This window comes from Actinomadura spongiicola, from assembly GCF_003432485.1.
Classification (GTDB): domain Bacteria; phylum Actinomycetota; class Actinomycetes; order Streptosporangiales; family Streptosporangiaceae; genus Spirillospora; species Spirillospora spongiicola.
Genome location: NZ_QVNQ01000002.1, coordinates 462,685 through 478,822 on the forward strand (window position 1 = coordinate 462,685; position 16,138 = coordinate 478,822).

The 16,138-nt window shown below is 71.0% G+C and carries 14 protein-coding genes and 1 pseudogene; 7 read left to right on the plus strand and 8 right to left on the minus strand.

All coding sequences use genetic code 11. From position 1 onward, the window contains the following. The first annotated feature begins 58 nt into the window (after window positions 1–58). The 4 genes from D0T12_RS06855 to D0T12_RS06870 all read left to right on the plus strand — a co-directional run bounded on the left by D0T12_RS06855 (window position 59) and on the right by D0T12_RS06870 (window position 3,652). Window positions 59–1,039, plus strand: coding sequence for an ATP-binding cassette domain-containing protein (locus D0T12_RS06855; RefSeq protein ID WP_117398589.1), 981 nt, complete (start codon window positions 59–61; stop codon window positions 1,037–1,039). Then, on the plus strand, window positions 1,036–1,866 hold the full coding sequence (locus D0T12_RS06860; RefSeq protein WP_199487328.1) for an ABC transporter permease: 831 nt from the start codon (window positions 1,036–1,038) through the stop codon (window positions 1,864–1,866). The genes D0T12_RS06855 and D0T12_RS06860 overlap by 4 nt, the downstream gene beginning before the upstream one ends. Window positions 1,867–1,943: 77 nt before the next feature. Then, entirely contained in the window at window positions 1,944–3,035 is a 1,092-nt protein-coding gene (locus tag D0T12_RS06865) for an adenosine deaminase (RefSeq protein ID WP_117398591.1), read from the plus strand. Window positions 3,036–3,043: 8 nt separating this feature from the next. Beyond that, complete coding sequence (locus D0T12_RS06870) at window positions 3,044–3,652, plus strand: PH domain-containing protein (RefSeq protein ID WP_233525876.1); 609 nt, start codon at window positions 3,044–3,046, stop codon at window positions 3,650–3,652. Here D0T12_RS06870 and D0T12_RS06875 read toward each other — a convergent pair. The 3 genes from D0T12_RS06875 to D0T12_RS06885 are packed head-to-tail and all read right to left on the minus strand — an operon-like array spanning window position 3,624 to window position 6,557. Further along, window positions 3,624–5,276 (minus strand): phospho-sugar mutase, encoded by a 1,653-nt coding sequence (locus D0T12_RS06875; protein WP_117398595.1) that lies wholly within the window; start codon window positions 5,274–5,276, stop codon window positions 3,624–3,626. The two genes, D0T12_RS06870 and D0T12_RS06875, sit on opposite strands and share 29 nt — an antisense overlap. Then, window positions 5,273–6,073 (minus strand): purine-nucleoside phosphorylase, encoded by an 801-nt coding sequence (locus D0T12_RS06880; protein ID WP_117398597.1) that lies wholly within the window; start codon window positions 6,071–6,073, stop codon window positions 5,273–5,275. The genes D0T12_RS06875 and D0T12_RS06880 overlap by 4 nt, the downstream gene beginning before the upstream one ends. A gap of 31 nt (window positions 6,074–6,104) precedes the next feature. Further along, complete coding sequence (locus D0T12_RS06885; RefSeq protein WP_117398599.1) at window positions 6,105–6,557, minus strand: gamma-glutamylcyclotransferase; 453 nt, start codon at window positions 6,555–6,557, stop codon at window positions 6,105–6,107. 120 nt (window positions 6,558–6,677) lie between these two features. On the opposite strand from D0T12_RS06885, the gene D0T12_RS06890 reads away from it, so the two are divergent. Further along, window positions 6,678–8,063: an NAD(P)H-quinone dehydrogenase gene (locus D0T12_RS06890; protein WP_117398962.1), complete on the plus strand. Its 1,386-nt coding sequence runs from the start codon at window positions 6,678–6,680 to the stop codon at window positions 8,061–8,063. On the opposite strand, the gene D0T12_RS06895 is transcribed toward D0T12_RS06890, so the two are convergent. Further along, on the minus strand, window positions 8,060–9,343 hold the full coding sequence (locus D0T12_RS06895) for an ArsB/NhaD family transporter (protein WP_117398601.1): 1,284 nt from the start codon (window positions 9,341–9,343) through the stop codon (window positions 8,060–8,062). The two genes, D0T12_RS06890 and D0T12_RS06895, sit on opposite strands and share 4 nt — an antisense overlap. A gap of 43 nt (window positions 9,344–9,386) precedes the next feature. Then, window positions 9,387–9,848: a CBS domain-containing protein gene (locus tag D0T12_RS06900; RefSeq protein WP_117398602.1), complete on the minus strand. Its 462-nt coding sequence runs from the start codon at window positions 9,846–9,848 to the stop codon at window positions 9,387–9,389. A gap of 312 nt (window positions 9,849–10,160) precedes the next feature. Here D0T12_RS06900 and D0T12_RS06905 point away from each other — a divergent pair, with 312 nt between their 5' ends. Then, on the plus strand, window positions 10,161–10,817 hold the full coding sequence (locus D0T12_RS06905; RefSeq protein WP_117398604.1) for a response regulator: 657 nt from the start codon (window positions 10,161–10,163) through the stop codon (window positions 10,815–10,817). Window positions 10,818–10,928: 111 nt separating this feature from the next. Here D0T12_RS06905 and D0T12_RS06910 read toward each other — a convergent pair whose 3' ends face one another. Then, on the minus strand, window positions 10,929–11,954 hold the full coding sequence (locus D0T12_RS06910) for a HAMP domain-containing sensor histidine kinase (protein WP_117398605.1): 1,026 nt from the start codon (window positions 11,952–11,954) through the stop codon (window positions 10,929–10,931). 209 nt (window positions 11,955–12,163) lie between these two features. Here D0T12_RS06910 and D0T12_RS36395 point away from each other — a divergent pair. Next, window positions 12,164–12,604: pseudogene (locus D0T12_RS36395) on the plus strand (SPFH domain-containing protein); the annotation flags it as partial. 32 nt (window positions 12,605–12,636) lie between these two features. Here the strand turns inward: D0T12_RS36395 and D0T12_RS35820 are convergent. Together D0T12_RS35820 and D0T12_RS06920 are read right to left on the minus strand one after the other, a co-directional pair. Next, a complete protein-coding gene (locus D0T12_RS35820; RefSeq protein ID WP_199487329.1) occupies window positions 12,637–14,004 on the minus strand; it encodes a hypothetical protein in 1,368 nt (455 codons plus the stop codon). An 85-nt stretch (window positions 14,005–14,089) separates the two neighbouring features. Further along, window positions 14,090–15,856 carry an acetyl/propionyl/methylcrotonyl-CoA carboxylase subunit alpha gene (locus D0T12_RS06920; protein WP_117398607.1) on the minus strand — a complete coding sequence of 589 codons (1,767 nt, stop codon included), beginning with the start codon at window positions 15,854–15,856 and terminating at the stop codon, window positions 14,090–14,092. Window positions 15,857–16,138 lie beyond the last annotated feature (282 nt).

Here is a 16,138-nt window from a genome sequence, read left to right on the forward strand (position 1 = left end):
CCACTTCGAGTATAGTGTACGCTAATTTGCGTAGGGCATACGCGAAATAGGAGGCGGCATGCCGGAGCACGCGATCCTCGCCGAGGGGATCCGCAAGAACTACGGGGAGAAACGGGCACTCGACGGGTTCGACCTACAGGTGCCGAAGGGCATGGTCTACGGACTGCTCGGCCCGAACGGCGCCGGGAAGACCACCGCCGTCCGCATCCTGACGACGCTCGTCCGGCTGGACGGCGGCCGCGCCGAGGTCGCCGGGCTGGACGTCGCCACCCAGGCACGGCAGGTGCGGCGGCGCATCGGACTCGCCGGGCAGCACGCCGCCGTGGACGAGATCCTCACCGGGCGGCAGAACCTGCGCATGTTCGGCCGCCTGTTCCACCTGGGCAAGAAGCGCGCGGCGGAGCGCGCCGAGGAACTGCTGGAGCAGTTCGACCTGCTGGAGGCCGCCGACAAGGGGATCAAGACCTACAGCGGCGGTATGCGCCGTCGCCTCGACCTGGCCGCCAGCATGATCTTCGCGCCGGACGTGCTGTTCCTCGACGAGCCGACCACCGGCCTGGACCCGCGCGGTCGCAACGAGGTCTGGGACGCGGTCCGTTCACTGGTCGCGCGGGGCACGACCGTCCTGCTGACGACGCAGTACCTGGACGAGGCCGACCAGCTCGCCGGGCGCATCGCCGTGATCGACCGGGGCCGGGTCATCGCCGACGGCCCGCCCGAGTCGCTGAAACGGCTGATCGGCGGCGACCGGATCGAGGTCGTGGTGCGCGACCCCGCGAACCTGTCCGCCGCCGCGGCGGTCGTCGCCCGCGTCGCGTCCGCCGAACCGGAGATCGACGAGACGGCGGGACGGGTGCACGCGCCGGTCGCCGAACGGGTGGCCGCGCTGACCGAGGTCGCCCGCACACTCCAGGACGACGGCATCGCCGTCGAGGACATCGGTCTGCGGCGCCCCACGCTGGACGAGGTGTTCCTGCGTCTCACCGGGCACCGCGCCGACGACGACGAGCCCGCGACGAAGGAGAAGGTGCAAGCGTGAGCGTCGACGCCAAGATCGCCGACGACGAGGGCGTCGGCACCCGGCTCTACTGGGCCGTCGCGGACTCCTGGACGATCGTCCTGCGGGGCCTGACCCACTACGTCCGACAGCCGAGCAACATCGCCTGGCAGCTCGGCTTTCCCATCGTGTCGGTGCTGCTGTTCGGTTACGTCTTCGGCAGCGCGATGTCGGTTCCCGGCGGCGGCGACTACCAAGAGTTCCTGATGCCCGGCATGTTCGGCATGACGATGGCGTTCGGCTTCATGAACACCGCGTACATCGTCGTGTACGACAAGGCGCGGGGCGTCACCGACAGGTTCCGGTCGATGCCGATGGCGCCGTCCGCCGTCGTCACCGGACGCGGCGTCGGCGACCTGATCGGCGCGTCCCTCGACCTGGTGGTGCTGGGCCTGACGGCGCTGGCGATCGGCTGGCGCTCCAGCGGCGGCGTGCTCGACACCCTCGCGGCCTTCGGGCTCCTGCTGCTGCTGCGCTTCGCGCTGATCTGGATCGGGGTGGTCCTCGGCCTCCTCGTCCCCAACGAGGAGGCGGCCGGGAGCCTGTTCGCGGTCGCGTTCCCCTTCGGAATGATCTCCAGCGCGTTCACGGCGCCGTCCCTGATGCCGGACTGGCTCGGCGCGATCGCGCTGTGGAACCCGGTCTCCTCGACGGTGACGGCGTCCCGCGAACTGTTCGGCAACCCCGTCGCGACGGGCGACACCTGGATCGAGCAGCACGCGCTGCTCATGGCGGTCGTCTGGCCGGTCGTCATCACGCTGATCTTCCTGCCGCTCGCCGTCCGCCGTTTCCAACGCCTCAGCCGCTGAGACGCGTGGCCCGCGCCATCCCGACGGTTCCGGCGATGGCGCGGGCCTCCCGCGCGAGGCCGGGGTAGGTTCGACGCATGAACGTTCGGCCGACTCTTGAGGAAATCCGGCGGGCGCCGAAGGTGCTGCTGCACGACCACCTGGACGGCGGCGTGCGGCCCGGAACGGTCGCGGATCTGGCGCGGGAGTCCGGGTACCCGGACCTGCCGACCACGGACGCCGACAACCTGCGGGAATGGTTCGAGGCCGCCGCCGACTCGGGATCTCTGGAGCGGTACCTGGAGACGTTCTCGCACACCGTCGGCGTGATGCAGTCCGTCGAGGCGCTGACGCGGGTCGCCTACGAGTGCGCCGAGGACCTCGCCAATGACGGGATCGTCTACGCGGAGGTTCGGTACGCGCCCGAGCAGCATCTCCGGGACGGGCTGTCGCTGGAACAGGTGGTCGAGGCCGTCCTCGACGGTTTCGAACGGGGCGGCCGGGAGTTCGGCATCAGGGTCGGAACGCTGGTCACCGCCATGCGGCACCAGGCGCGCAGCATGGAGATCGCGGAACTGGCCGTCCGGTACCGGGACGCGGGCGTCGTCGGGTTCGACATCGCGGGCGCCGAGGCCGGATATCCACCGACCCGGCATCTGGACGCGTTCGAGTACCTCCAGCGGGAGAACGCGCACTTCACCATCCACGCGGGGGAGGGGTTCGGGCTCCCGTCGATCTGGCAGGCGATCCAGTGGTGCGGGGCCGACCGGCTCGGCCACGGCGTGCGGATCATCGACGACATCAAGGTGGACGGCGACCGGGCCAGGCTCGGACGCCTCGCCGACTATGTGCGGGACAAGCGGATCCCGCTGGAGATGTGCCCCACGTCCAACGTCCAGACGGGCGCGGCGAAGTCGATCGCGGAGCATCCGATCGGGCTGCTGCGTCGGCTCAGCTTCCGCGTCACGGTCAACACCGACAACCGGCTGATGAGCGGCACGAGCCTGTCGGAGGAGTTCGCGAAACTCGTCGAGGTGTTCGGCTACGGGTGGGACGACCTCCAATGGTTCACCGTGAACGCGATGAAGTCGGCGTTCGCGCCGTTCACCGACCGGCTCGAACTGATCAACGGCGTGATCAAGCCCGGTTTCGCGCAGCTCAAGTGGAGCGGCACCCGCCCCCTGGCATGATCGAGCCCATGACCATTCGTTCCACGGGCGCGCGGGTCGCGGCGTTCGCGTGGCTGACGTTCGCCGTCCTCAACCTCGTCGACCTGATGTTCGGCATCACCGGTGACCCCACGTACTCGCTGACGGTCCTCACCATGGGGATGGTGCTGCTCCTCGGCTGCGGAATCGCGTACACGGTCGGGCTGCGGCCCGCGATCATCGGGGACGACGAGGCGGTCACGATCCGGAACCCGCTGCGGGAGACCCGGGCGCCCTGGAGCGCGGTCCGCCGGATCGAGGGCACGAACGCGCTGACGGTGCGGTTCACGGGCCCGGACGGCGCGGAGCTGGAGACCCGGGCCTGGGTGCATCAGACGTCGCCGCGCGCCCAGGCGAAGGCGGAGGCCCGCGCCCGCAAGGAACAGAACCGGGGACCGGGCGTCGACCTGCGGGGCCGGACACCGGCGGGCTTCGCGGCGGAACAGCTGAACGAGATCCGCGAACGGCGCCGCCCGAAGGAGAAGGACGCGGAGAAGTCCGCCCGTGGGGCGGTCACGTGGTCGGTTCCGGCGGTGGTGTCGCTGGTCGTCCCGCTGGTGGCGGTGATCGTCATCCCGATCGTGGAGGCGGTCCGCTGATGGCGGCGGCGACGTCCGAGCGAAGGGCGTCCAGTTCGGCGGCGGCGCGTGCGCGGGCCGTGGTGATGTCACCGTGGACGGGCACGGCGATCTCCAGATAGCACTTGAGCTTCGGTTCGGTCCCGGAGGGACGGACGACGACGCGTGCGTGTCCGGACAGGCGGAACCGTAGGCCGTCGGTCGGGGGCAGGCCGTCGATGCCGTGGGCCAGGTCGTCGAAAGAATCGACCGCGCGTCCGCCGAGCCGGGTCGGGGGATCGGTGCGTAGCCGGGTCATCGCGGCGGTGATCTGGGCGAGGTCGTCCACCCGGACGGACAGTTGTGTGGTGGTGTGCAGGCCGTGTTGGCGGGCTTGGTCGTCGAGCAGGTCCGGCAGGGTGCGGCCGTCGCGGCGAGCCTGGGCGGCCAGCGCGGCGACCGCCAGTGCGGCGGTGATGCCGTCCTTGTCGTTGACCAGGACACCCCGGTCGTCGCCGACGCTGTAGCCGAGGGCTTCTTCGTACCCGAACACCAGCCGGTCGGACGGCTTTCCGGCTTTCATGATCCATTTGAAGCCGGTGAGGGTCTCGGTGCAGCGGACGCCGTGCGCGGTCGCGATCGAGCGCAGCAGTGAGGAGGACACGATGGTGGTGGCGACCAGCCGGTCGGGGCCGGTGGTGTGGCGCAGGACGTGCTCGGCCAGCAGCGCGCCGATCTCGTCGCCGGTGAGTACGCGCCATCCGCCGTCGTGGGGGACGGCGACGGCGCAGCGGTCGGCGTCGGGGTCGTTGGCGATCACCAGGTCGGCGTCGCGGGCGGTGGCCAGTTCCAGCGCGCGGTCGAGGGCGCCGGGTTCTTCGGGATTGGGGAAGGCGACGGTCGGGAAGTCGGGGTCGGGCTCGGCCTGCTCGGCGACGACCGCCGGGGCGGCGAACCCGGCACGCTCGAACGCCGAAAGGAGAACCTCCCCACCGACCCCGTGCAGGGGCGTGTAGACCACCGACAGGTCGGGATCGGACGGGCCGAGGTTCAGGGACGCCACCGCGTCCAGGTAGAGGTCCGCGCCGTCGTGGACGGGCCAGGAGTCGCCGAGCGGCAGCGCGTCCACGGGGCCGACGGCGTCGATCGCGGCGGAGATGTCGGCGTCGGTGGGCGGGATGATCTGTGCGCCGTCGGCCCAGTACACCTTGTAGCCGTTGTCGCGTGGGGGGTTGTGGCTGGCGGTGACCATCACTCCCGCCACCACGTCATCGAATGCGCGCGTGAAATGCGCCAGAACCGGGGTGGGGACGGGATCGGCGAACACCTCCGGTCGCAGTCCCGCTCCGCTGAGGACGGCGGCGGTGTCGTCGGCGAACCGCCGTGAGCCGTGCCGGGCGTCGAACCCGACGATCACCCGCCCGCCCGGGGGCAGACACCGCCCCAGACCCGCCGCCGCGCGCATCACCGTCACCCGGTTCATCCGATTGGGACCCGCGCCCAACTCCCCCCGCAACCCCGCCGTCCCGAACTCCAACCGCGCCCCGAACCGAGCGACCAAGGCCGCCTCGTCCCCACCGTCCAAGATCGCGCGCAGTTCGGCGCGCGTACCCGGGTCGGGATCCTGCGCGAGCCACTCCTCGGCCGACCGGCGAAGATCGCTCACAGCTTCGGTACCAGGGTCGCCAGCAGGGAGCCCATGCGACCGGCGGACGCGCGTCCGGCCGCCAGGACCTCCTCATGGTCCAGGGGCTCGGCCGCCAACCCGGCCGCGATATTGGTGACCAGGGAGATCCCCAGAACCTCCGCGCCGCTCCGCCGTGCCTCGATCGCCTCCAGCACCGTGGACATGCCGACCAGGTCCGCGCCCAGCGTGCGCAGCATCCGAATCTCGGCGGGCGTCTCATACGACGGACCGCGCAGCGCCGCGTACACCCCCTCTGACAACGTCGGGTCCGCCTCCTTGGCGAGCGTCCGCAACCGCCTCGAATACGCCTCGGTCAGATCGACGAACGTCGCACCGGTCAACGGGTTCGCGCCCGACAGATTCAGATGGTCGCCGATCAGCACCGGGTCACCGACCCGCTGATGCTCGGGCCTCAGGCCCCCCGCCGCGTTCGTCAGCACGACCGTCCGGACCCCGGCGGCCAGTGCCGTCCGGACGGGATGCACCACCGCGTCGACACCGTGCCCCTCGTACAGGTGCGTGCGGCCGAGGAACACCAGGGTGCGGCGCCCCGCCACCTCCACCACCCGGATGCGTCCCGCATGCCCCTCGACGGCAGGCGGCGCGAAACCCGGCAGCTCGGTGACCGACAGGTCGGCGGCGGACTCACCGAGCGCGTCGGCGGCCGGAACCCAACCCGAACCCATCACCAGTGCGACGTCGAAGGAATCGATGGACGTCCGGGCCCGCAACTCGTCCGCGGCCTCGGCCGCCACCGCGAAAGCGTCGATGCTCACGGGGCCGACATTACCGGCGTGCGTCGCCGCGTCAGTCGCCGAGCGACGTGCAGGGGCGGGTCCGCAGGTCCTTGACGTAGTCGTCGGGGGCGCCCGCCTTCTCCGCCGCGTCGGCGAGGATGCCGAGGTAGCGCGCGGACGGCAGCCCGCCCTCGTAGTCGTCCAGGACGTACGTCCAGCACAGCACGTCGCCGTCCAGCGTCTGCACCCGCACCCGGATCTTGTGGTGGACGTCGAGCGCGGCCCCCTCCCAGGCGTCGAGTTCCTTCTCGTCCCAGGCCGGAACGTCGTAGATCACGACGAAGACCTGCTCGGACTCGTCCTCGACGACGGTCGCGAGGGCGCCCTCCCAGCCCTTGTCCTGCCCGCCGAAGGTCAGCCGCCATCCGGTCAGCCAGCCGGTGCCGCGCATGGGCGAGTGCGGAGCCCGGCTCGCCATCTGCTCGGGATCCATGTTGGAGGCGTACGCCGCGTACAGTGCCACGCTTGCCAACGTTACGCCACGCGGGGGTGGCGGGGGGTGTCCCCTCGGGATGGCGCGCCCCGGGCGTTCAGGGGAGGGGGCGGGACTTTTCAGTGCGATGAGTAGGAAACAATGGAAGACGTGACCCGAATCGTGATCATCGGCGGAGGACCGGGCGGATACGAGGCCGCGCTCGTCGCGGCGCAGCTCGGCGCCGACGTGACCGTCGTGGAACGGGACGGTCCGGGCGGCGCCTGCGTGCTCACCGACTGCGTGCCCTCCAAGACGCTCATCGCCACCTCGACCCGTATCGCGGTCATGTCGGAGTCGGCGGGCCTCGGCCTGCGCTTCAACGGCGGCCCGGACGGGATCGTCGGCGCGCTGGAGGCCGACCTGGCGACCGTGAACAAGCGTGTGAAGGACCTCGCGCGGGCCCAGTCGTTCGATGTGGCCGAACGCCTCGCCTACGAGGAGGTCAAGATCGTCCGCGGGGAGGCGCGGCTGGTGGAGCCGCATGTCGTCGCGGTCGGCGATCGCCGTATCCGCGCCGACATCGTGCTGCTCGCGACGGGCGCGACACCGCGGGTGCTGCCCGGCGCGGAACCGGACGGCGAGCGCATCCTGAACTGGCGCCAGCTGTACGACCTGCCGGAGCTGCCCGAAGAACTGATCGTCGTCGGGTCCGGTGTGACGGGCGTCGAGCTGGCGGGGGCGTATCTGTCGCTCGGGTCGCGGGTGACGCTGGTGTCGTCGCGCGACCGGATTCTGCCGACGGAGGACGCGGACGCCGCGGCCGTCCTCCAAGAGGTGTTCCTGCGGCGCGGGATGAACGTGATGTCGCGGTCCCGGGCGGCGAGCGTCGAACGGTCCGGCAACGGCGTGATCGTCACCTTGGAGGACGGGACGAAGGTCGAGGGCACCCACTGCCTGATGACGGTCGGGATGATCCCGAACACCCGCGGCATCGGCCTGGAGGACGTCGGCGTCCGCTGCGATCCGCGCGGATTCGTGGAGGTCGACAAGGTGTCGCGGACGTCCGTCCCGCACATCTACGCGTCAGGTGACTGCACGGGCGTGCTGATGCTGGCGTCGGTCGCGGGCATGCAGGGCCGTATCGCCATGTGGCACGCGCTGGGCGAGGCGGTGCAGCCGTTGAAACTCGGCTGGGTCGCGTCCAACATCTTCACCGACCCGGAGGTCGCGTCGGTCGGTGTGACGCAGCAGATGGTCGACTCCGGTGACGTCAACGCCCGGACGGTCATGCTGCCGCTCTTCACCAACGCACGCGCCAAGATGCAGGGCTTCGAGGACGGCTTCGTCAAGCTGTTCTGCCGTCCGTCCACCGGGATCGTGCTGGGCGGCGTCATCGTGGCGCCCCGGGCGAGCGAACTGATCCTGGGCGTGTCGATAGCGGTCCAGCAGCACCTCACCGTCAACCAGGTGGCCCAGACGTTCGCGGTGTACCCGTCGCTGTCGGGCAGCATCACCGAGGCGTCCCGCCGCCTGATGGCCGAGCACGCCTACTAGGAGAAGTACCGGAGCGCCACGTACACCCAGGCCATCAGGGTGCTCAACACCGTGATGCCGATCCCGTAGCGGGTGAACTGCCAGAAGCTGATCGGGTGACCGGTCCGGGCGGCGATGCCGATGGCGACGACGTTGGCGCTCGCGGCGACCGCCGTGCCGTTCCCGCCGAAGTCGGCGCCGAGGGCGAACGACCACCACAGCGCGTCCGCGGTCTGCGGGTCGGCGCCTTCGGCCATCCCCTCCACGATCGGCGCCATCGTCGCCGTGTACGGGATGTTGTCGAAGAACGCGCCGAGGACGGCGGAGCCGAACACCAGGCTGGTCGCGGCGGCGAAGTAGTTGTCGCCGATCGAGTCCGCGGCCCAGGTGCCGATGTTCTCGATGACGCCGGTGTGCCCGAGGCCCGCCACCATCACGAACAGTCCCATGAAGAAGACCAGGACGCCCCATTCGACCTCTTTGAGGACGTCCCCGACCTCGACGTTCGTGACCAGCAGCATGACGCCCGCGCCGATGAGCGCCACGATCGACGGCTCCACGTGCAGCACGGAGTGCAACGAGAACCCGATGATGATCAGCCCGAGCACGACGAGGCATCGGACCAGCAGCCGGGGGTCGGTGATGGCCTTGCGTTCGTCGAGCGCCATCACCTCGTCCACGTACCGCTCGTCGTAGCTGAACGACTTGCGGAAGATCCACCGCGAGAGCACCACGAAAGTGACGAAGACGAGCACGACGATCGGCGTCATGTGCATGAGGAAGTCGTTGAACGTCAGGCCCGCGCGGCTGCCGATGATGATGTTCGGGGGGTCGCCGATCAGGGTGGCGGCGCCGCCGATGTTGGACGCCAGCACCTCGGCGATCAGGTACGGCTGGGCGGGGATGCGCAGCCGGTTGCAGACCACCACCGTCACCGGCGCCACCAGCATGATCGTGGTGACGTTGTCCAGGAACGGCGAGGCGACGGCGGTGATGCCCATCAGCATCACCAGCAGCCGGTACGGCCTGCCCCGCGAGCGTTTGGCCGCCCAGATCGCCAGATATTCGAACAGCCCGGTGCCCTTGATGACCCCGACGACGACCATCATGCCGAGCAGCAGGAAGATGACGTTCCAGTCGATGCCCTCGTGCTCGCTGAAGAAGATCTCGGCGCCCGAGGTCAGCCCGAGCACCGTCATCAGGCCGGCCGCGACCAGCACGACCTTGACCTTGTCGACCCGCTCCGTCGCGATGAAGAAGAACGCGACGACGAAGATCGCGAGCGCCACGACAGCGCTCACCGCGCACCCCCTGGGTGCGCGGTGCCGAGAGGCGGATGGTCGGTCAGCCCTCGTCCGGCCTGGCCAGCGCGAGTGCCGACAGGAGCCGGTCCAGCGTGATCGCGCCCGCCAGGAGCCCGGTGTCGTCGACCACGGCGACGAGGGGGCTGCGCTGCCGCGCCATCAGGGTGGCGAGCTCCAGCAGCGTCGCGGACGCCTTGACGACCGTGGGACGGGGAGGGTGCGCGCCGAGACAGTCGCCGACCGTCCGGTCGCGCAGCTCGTGCCAGAAGACGTCGGCGTGCGCCTCGTCCACGGCCCTGGTCAGCGCCGGGTCGTCCTGGTAGGCCGGTGGCACCGCCAGCCGCAGCACCTGCGTGCCCGGCAGGACCGTGCGGGGCCGTTGCTCCCCGTCGATCACGATGAGGCCGGGCAGGCGGCCCAGCGCCATGACCTGGATCGCGTGGGCGATCGAGTCGCCCAACGCCACGGTCGGCACCTGTACGGCGATGTCCCGCGCTTGCATGCTGGTGGTGTCCTTCCGGCTCCCGGAGAGCCTCGTTCCTCGCGCTGATAGATCCCTCCTCCTGGCGCCCGGGAAGGGCCCGTCGCAGGACGGGCGCCGCCGCGCCGTGGGCAGGGGACGGTGTGCTCCGCCAGATCGTGGTGCCATACGTCCGCCCCTTTCCGCGTACGCTGTCCAGTCTTTGCGGCGGCGGGCCGAGCCGATATCGGGTCCGGACCCCATATCGGCCTGGAGGAATCATGTATTCGCAGTCGGCGGGGAGGTCCCGCGCGATGCCGAGCCTAGGATGAGGACGAGACCGGAGGTGATCGGGTGCACACTCGCGGGTCCGCCACCCGGATTCTGCTGGCCGACGACCACGCGCTGGTGCGCCGCGGGCTGCGGCTGATCCTGGACGCCGAACCCGACCTGACCGTGGTCGCCGAGGCCGCCGACGGGGCGGAGGCGATCGAGGCGTGCGGCGACGGCGTCGACCTCGCGATCCTGGACATCGCCATGCCGCGCATGACGGGCCTCCAGGCCGCCCGGGAGATCTCCCGCCGGTTTCCCAACGTCCGGACGTTGATGCTGTCGATGTACGACAACGAGCAGTACCTGTTCGAGGCGCTGAAGGCGGGCGCGTCCGGGTACGTGCTCAAGTCCGTCGCCGACCGTGACCTGCTCAGCGCCATCCGCGCCGCGATGCGCGGCGAGCCGTTCCTGTACCCGGCGGCCGTCACCGCGCTGATCCGCGAGTACCTCGCCCGGGACCGGGACGGCGACGCCCCCGCCACCCTCCTCACCCCCCGCGAAGAGGAGATCATCAAACTGATCGCGGAGGGGTACTCGTCCAAACGGATCGCGGAGACGCTCACCATCAGCGTCAAGACCGTCGACCGGCACCGCGCGAACATCCTCGGCAAGCTCGGCATGCGCGACCGCCTGGAACTGACGAAGTACGCCATCCGCGTCGGCCTCGTCGAACCCTAGAGCCTGTTGCGAAGTAACCTCAGCCCCGCACGCGAACGCGTGCCCCGCCCGGTGGAGCGATGCCGGAGGCGAGCGGAGCCGGGCGGATCGCGAAGCGATGTCGCGTTCGCCTCAGGAACGGTCACGTAGCGAGCCGCCAGGCGAGCGGAGTGGGCCGGGCCTGCAACTGAACACAGCGCCGCGCGGGGGGACGATGAGTTCGACCTTGGTGCCGCCGCCGTTCGCCGGGCCGATCGTGAGTTGCGCGCCGATGAGCATCGCGCGTTCCCGCATGCCGTGGATGCCGGCGCCGACCTCGGTTGGCGGGCCGGAGCCGTCGTCGACGACCCGTAGGACGACACGGCCGTCGTCATCCTGGGTCAGTGACAGTTCCGCGTTCCGTGCGCCGGAGTGCCGCCACACGTTCGTCAGGCCCTCCTGCGCTATCCGGTAGATCACCAGTTCGGCGTCGGGGCCGAGCCCGGCGAGGCCGGTCTGGACGCGGCGGGTCACGCGCGGGCCGCCGGTTCCGGAGAAGTCCCCGGCGAGCGCGGTGAGCGCGCTGGTCAGCCCGAGATCGTCGAGGACGCCTGGACGCAGCCGCCGGGCGACCCGGCGGACCTCGTCCAGGCTCGACCGGACGGTCTCCTGGACGTTGCGCAGCTCGTCCGCCACCTCGTCCGGCGCCCGGTTCACCACCGACTTCAGCTCCAGCAGGACGACGGTCAGGCTCTGCCCGATCTCGTCGTGCAGTTCCTGCGCGATGCGGCGGCGTTCGGCCTCCTGCGCGTCCAGGACGACGGCGGTGCTGATGCTGCGGTCGGCCTCCAGCCGGTCGAGCATCGCGTTGAACTCGTCGACCAGGTGGAACAGGTCGCCGTTGCGGCCCGCCTCAAGGCGGTCACCGGACCGCAGCGAGTCGAGCCGCGCCATCAGCGCCGTGAGCCGCTCCAGGGGCGCGAGGCTGGCGCGCAGCAGGATCGCGTTCGCCGCCATCATCACCGCGAGCCCGACGACCAGCACGGGAAGCTCGCGGAGCAGCACGAACGAGGACACGGTGACGGGCGCGACGGCCAGCGCGGCCGTGCCCACCGCGAAGATCAGCCCGTTGATGCCGAGGATGCGCCAGTACAGGGCCGACGCGGGTGTCCTGCTCATGGGTCCACGTCACCGCATGAGACCTCGTGTTGTCCATGCGTGACTCCCCGGGCGCGAATGCACGGTGCGCCCCGGCCAATATGGGCGACGGGCCCGATGGTGGAACCGTGTTCCGTCGCCGACTGTGGAAGGGGATCGCACGCGCGGCCGAACCGGAGGTGGGGCGGATGAACGTCGTCGCTGCGGCCCTGGTGGTCATGGGGCTGGGAATGGTCACCGTCGTGGCGTCGGGCCTGCGGGTCGTCGAGACGTCCGAGCGGCTGGTCGTCCGGCGGTTCGGGCGGGCGCCGGAGATACGCGGGCCCGGGGTGCGGTATCTGCTGCCGCTCGCCGACAGCGGCGTCCGCGTCCCTGTGCGCCTCCAGCCGCTTCACGTCTGGTTCCGGGCCACGACGCGGGACGCCGTCCCCGTCCGGGGCCGGGCGCTCGCGACGATGCGGGTCGACGACCCCGTCCGGTACGCCCGGACGGGGTCGCCGCACGCGGCGGCGCAGGCGGCCGTCGAGGCCGCGCTGCGCGATGTGATCGCGGATCGGGACCTGGCGGACCTGCCCGCCCTGCTGGCGGACGGCGGGGACGATCCCGGGACGGTCCGGCGCGTCAACCGGGTCACGCGGCCCCTGGGAGTGGTCGCCGTCCTGGTGTCCCTCACCGACGTGACGGTCCCGGTCCGTCCGCACGATCAGAAGCCGCCGAAGTCGCCGCCGCCGCCGAAACCGCCGCCGAAGTCGCCCCCGCCGAAGTCCCAGCCGCCGCCGATGTCGCCGTCGCCGCCGAGACCGCCCGCGGCGTCACCGCCGTAGCCGCCCCAGCCGCCGCTCATCATGGAGCCGAGCATGGTGCCGATCATCAGGCCGCTGAGCAGGTCGAGCCCGCCGTAGCCGGCGTAGTAGCCGCCCGCGTAGGGCGCGTACGCCGGGCCCGCGTTCCAGTAGGGCCGCCGCCCGCCGCCGTAGGGGACCATGCGGACGTCCGGGTCGGTCCCGTGCTGGACGGCGCGGGCGTCGGCCGCGCACGCCGGGACGGAACGTTCCGTGCCGCCGGGCGGCGCCCACAATACGTCCTGGACGGACGGCCCGTGCTGCGGGTTGAAGAAGCACGGCGCGCGGCGTTCCGGCACGGGTTCACCGGCCAGCCGGGCGCGCGTCGCGGTCATGTAGTAGCGGCCGTCCTCCAGCGCGGTCGTGACGGCCTGCATGTCATGGGGTCTGGCGGCGCGTTCGGTCGCTCGCTTGGCGTCGTCGTAGGAGTTCATCGCGCGTTCGTAGTCGGCGCGGATGTCCGGATCGAGCCCGGAGTCCATGACGTTGAGGTCGAGGCGGGCGATGTCCTCGCCGAGGAGTGTCACGTCCTCCTGCACACCGGCCTTGAGGTCGGCCATCTCCCGGGCCTCGCGCTCGCGGCGCCGCCCGCGGGCGACGAGGAATCCGCCGGTCACCAGCGCGACGACCGTGACGAGCACGCCCAGCATCACGAACCCGGCGATCGCGTTCGACCGGGACTCGTCGTCGACCTTCTGCTCCGCGAGATCACCGAACTGGATCAGCCGGTTCTTCAGCGACTCGCCGTTGGTGCGGGTGACGAGCTGGTTGATCTCCGAGGCGTCGAGCTTCTTGGAGATGCCGCCCATCCGGCTGCCGTCCGCGGTGATCGCCACGAACGTCTCGCCCTTGCCGACGCGGTCGGCGATGGCCGGAAGCAGTTGCCTGACCTCGGCGCTGTCGACCCTGTTGCTGACGACGACGGCTCGAATGTCGGCGTCGCTGTCCCCGCCGAGGGCCGTCTTGATCTCGTTCTGGTCGGCGGGCGAGAGAACGTTCCCCGCCTCGCTCGTCACATGGAGCCGCGAGTCGGTCAGACTCTTGGCGATCTGCCCCACGGTGTCGTTGGGCGCGGCGGCCCGGACGATGGCCGCGTTTCCTGTGGTGGTCGGTGCGGTGTCGGCCTGTGCGGGGGCGGAGAAGGCGAACGCCGGCAGGGCGACGGCGGCGACGATCGTCGAGACGGCGCCCCGGCGTGCCGCCCGCATGGCCCGGTTGTCGGTGCTCATGCCTCCAGTCTGCCTCGCCGTCCGCCCAGGCAACCGGCCCGGGACCACGCATTTTTACCGTTACGGACGTACTCGGCGAGCCCGGTCAGTCCTTGATCTCGCAGATGGCGGCGCCGGCGGAGACGGTCTGGCCGACCTCGGCGGACAGGCCGGTGAGCGTCCCCGACTTGTGCGCGGTGAGCGGCTGCTCCATCTTCATGGCCTCCAGGACCACGATGGTGTCGCCCGCCTGCACCGCCGCGCCGTCCTCGACGACGATCTTCACGATGGTGCCCTGCATGGGGCTGACCAGGGAGTCGCCGGACGCCCGCGCGCCGCCGCCCTTGCCGCCGCCGCGCCGCCGCGCGGGCTGCGCCTTACCCGGGGCGGCGCCGCCCGGCAGGGCGCCGAGGCCCGACGGGAGGACGACCTCGATGCGGCGACCGCCGACCTCCACGGTGACGCGCTCCCGCTCGCCTTCCTCGGTCTCGGCCGCGACGGGCGGCTCGTGGGGAGGGATGCGGTTGTCGAACTCGGTCTCGATCCACCTGGTGTGGACGGAGAACGGCGTCGTGTCGTCGGCCGGGACGAACGCCGGGTCGTCCAGCACCGCGCGGTGGAACGGCAGGACGGTCGGCATCCCCTCGATGACGAACTCGGCGAGCGCCCGGCGCGACCGCTCGACGGCCTGGCGGCGGGTCGCGCCCGTCACGATCAGCTTGGCGATCAGGGAGTCGAACGCCTGCGGGACGGTCTGCCCGGCCCCGTAGCCGGTGTCGAGGCGGACGCCGGGACCGGTCGGCGGCTCCCAGGCGGTCAGCGTCCCGACGGCCGGGAGGAACCCGCGCCCGGCGTCCTCGGCGTTCAGCCGGAACTCGATCGAGTGGCCGCGCGGCTCGGGGTCGCCGTAGCCGAGTTCCTCGCCGCTCGCGATGCGGAACATCTCGCGGACGAGGTCGACCCCGGCGACCTCCTCGGTGACGGGGTGCTCGACCTGGAGGCGGGTGTTGACCTCCAGGAACGAGATCGTCCCGTCCTGGCCGACGAGGAACTCGCACGTGCCCGCGCCGACGTATCCGGCCTCCTTGAGGATGGCCTTGGACGAGCTGTACAGCAGTTCGACCTGCTCGTCCGACAGGTACGGCGCCGGAGCCTCCTCGACGAGCTTCTGGTGCCGCCGTTGCAGCGAACAGTCGCGCGTGGAGACCACGACCACGTTCCCATGCCGGTCGGCGAGGCACTGCGTCTCCACGTGCCGCGGCCTGTCGAGGTACCGCTCGACGAAGCACTCGCCGCGCCCGAACGCGCCCACGGCCTCGCGGACCGCCGACTCGTACAGCTCGGGGACCTCGTCGAGCGTCCGGGCGACCTTCAGGCCGCGGCCACCGCCGCCGAACGCGGCCTTGATCGCGATGGGCAGCCCGTGCTCCTCGGCGAACGCGACGACCTCGTCGGCGCCGGACACCGGGTCCGTGGTCCCGGCGACGAGCGGCGCGCCGACCTTCTGGGCGATGTGCCGGGCCTGCACCTTGTCGCCCAGCGCGGTGATCGCGGCGGGAGGCGGACCGATCCAGGTCAGTCCGGCGTTCTGCACGGCCGTCGCGAAGTCGGCGTTCTCGGCGAGGAACCCGTAGCCGGGATGGACGGCGTCCGCGCCCGCCCCGGAGGCGATCTTGAGCAGCTTCTCGATGTCCAGGTAGCTGTCGGCGGCGGTCCGGCCGCCGAGCGCGAACGCCTCGTCCGCCACGCGCACGTGCAGCGCGTCCAGATCGGGTTCCGCGTACACGGCCACGCTGGCCAGGCCGGCGTCGCGGCAGGCGCGGGCGATCCGGACCGCGATCTCGCCGCGGTTGGCGATGAGGACCTTGCGCACGTGGGTCTCCTCCCCTACGACCTGACGCAGTCTAGATAATCGCCGTTTCAGGCTTTCGTAAGCCCCTCCCCATGAGGTCGCGGCCGTCGGGCCGCGGACCCGCCCGCCGGGACGCGCGTCCGCGGGCCCGGGGCGCCCGGGTCCGTTCGGCACAGAAACATGAAGAATTTTCTGAAAAAGTCTTGACGAGGAGTAACTAACATCGTCACAACGCGTGCCGGACAGGCCGATGTGGCCACATCCGGACACGTCGTGATGGGCGGAATGTGGTCGGAACCGAGG

Excerpts from the sequence above, each read along its gene's own strand:
- D0T12_RS06910 (WP_117398605.1), bottom strand. The coding sequence starts at position 11,954 with ATGAGCAGGACACCCGCGTCGGCCCTGTACTGGCGCATCCTCGGCATC.
- D0T12_RS06870 (WP_233525876.1), top strand. The coding sequence starts at position 3,044 with ATGACCATTCGTTCCACGGGCGCGCGGGTCGCGGCGTTCGCGTGGCTG.
- D0T12_RS06865 (WP_117398591.1), top strand. The coding sequence starts at position 1,944 with ATGAACGTTCGGCCGACTCTTGAGGAAATCCGGCGGGCGCCGAAGGTG.
- D0T12_RS35820 (WP_199487329.1), bottom strand. The coding sequence starts at position 14,004 with ATGAGCACCGACAACCGGGCCATGCGGGCGGCACGCCGGGGCGCCGTC.
- D0T12_RS06900 (WP_117398602.1), bottom strand. The coding sequence starts at position 9,848 with ATGCAAGCGCGGGACATCGCCGTACAGGTGCCGACCGTGGCGTTGGGC.
- D0T12_RS06855 (WP_117398589.1), top strand. The coding sequence starts at position 59 with ATGCCGGAGCACGCGATCCTCGCCGAGGGGATCCGCAAGAACTACGGG.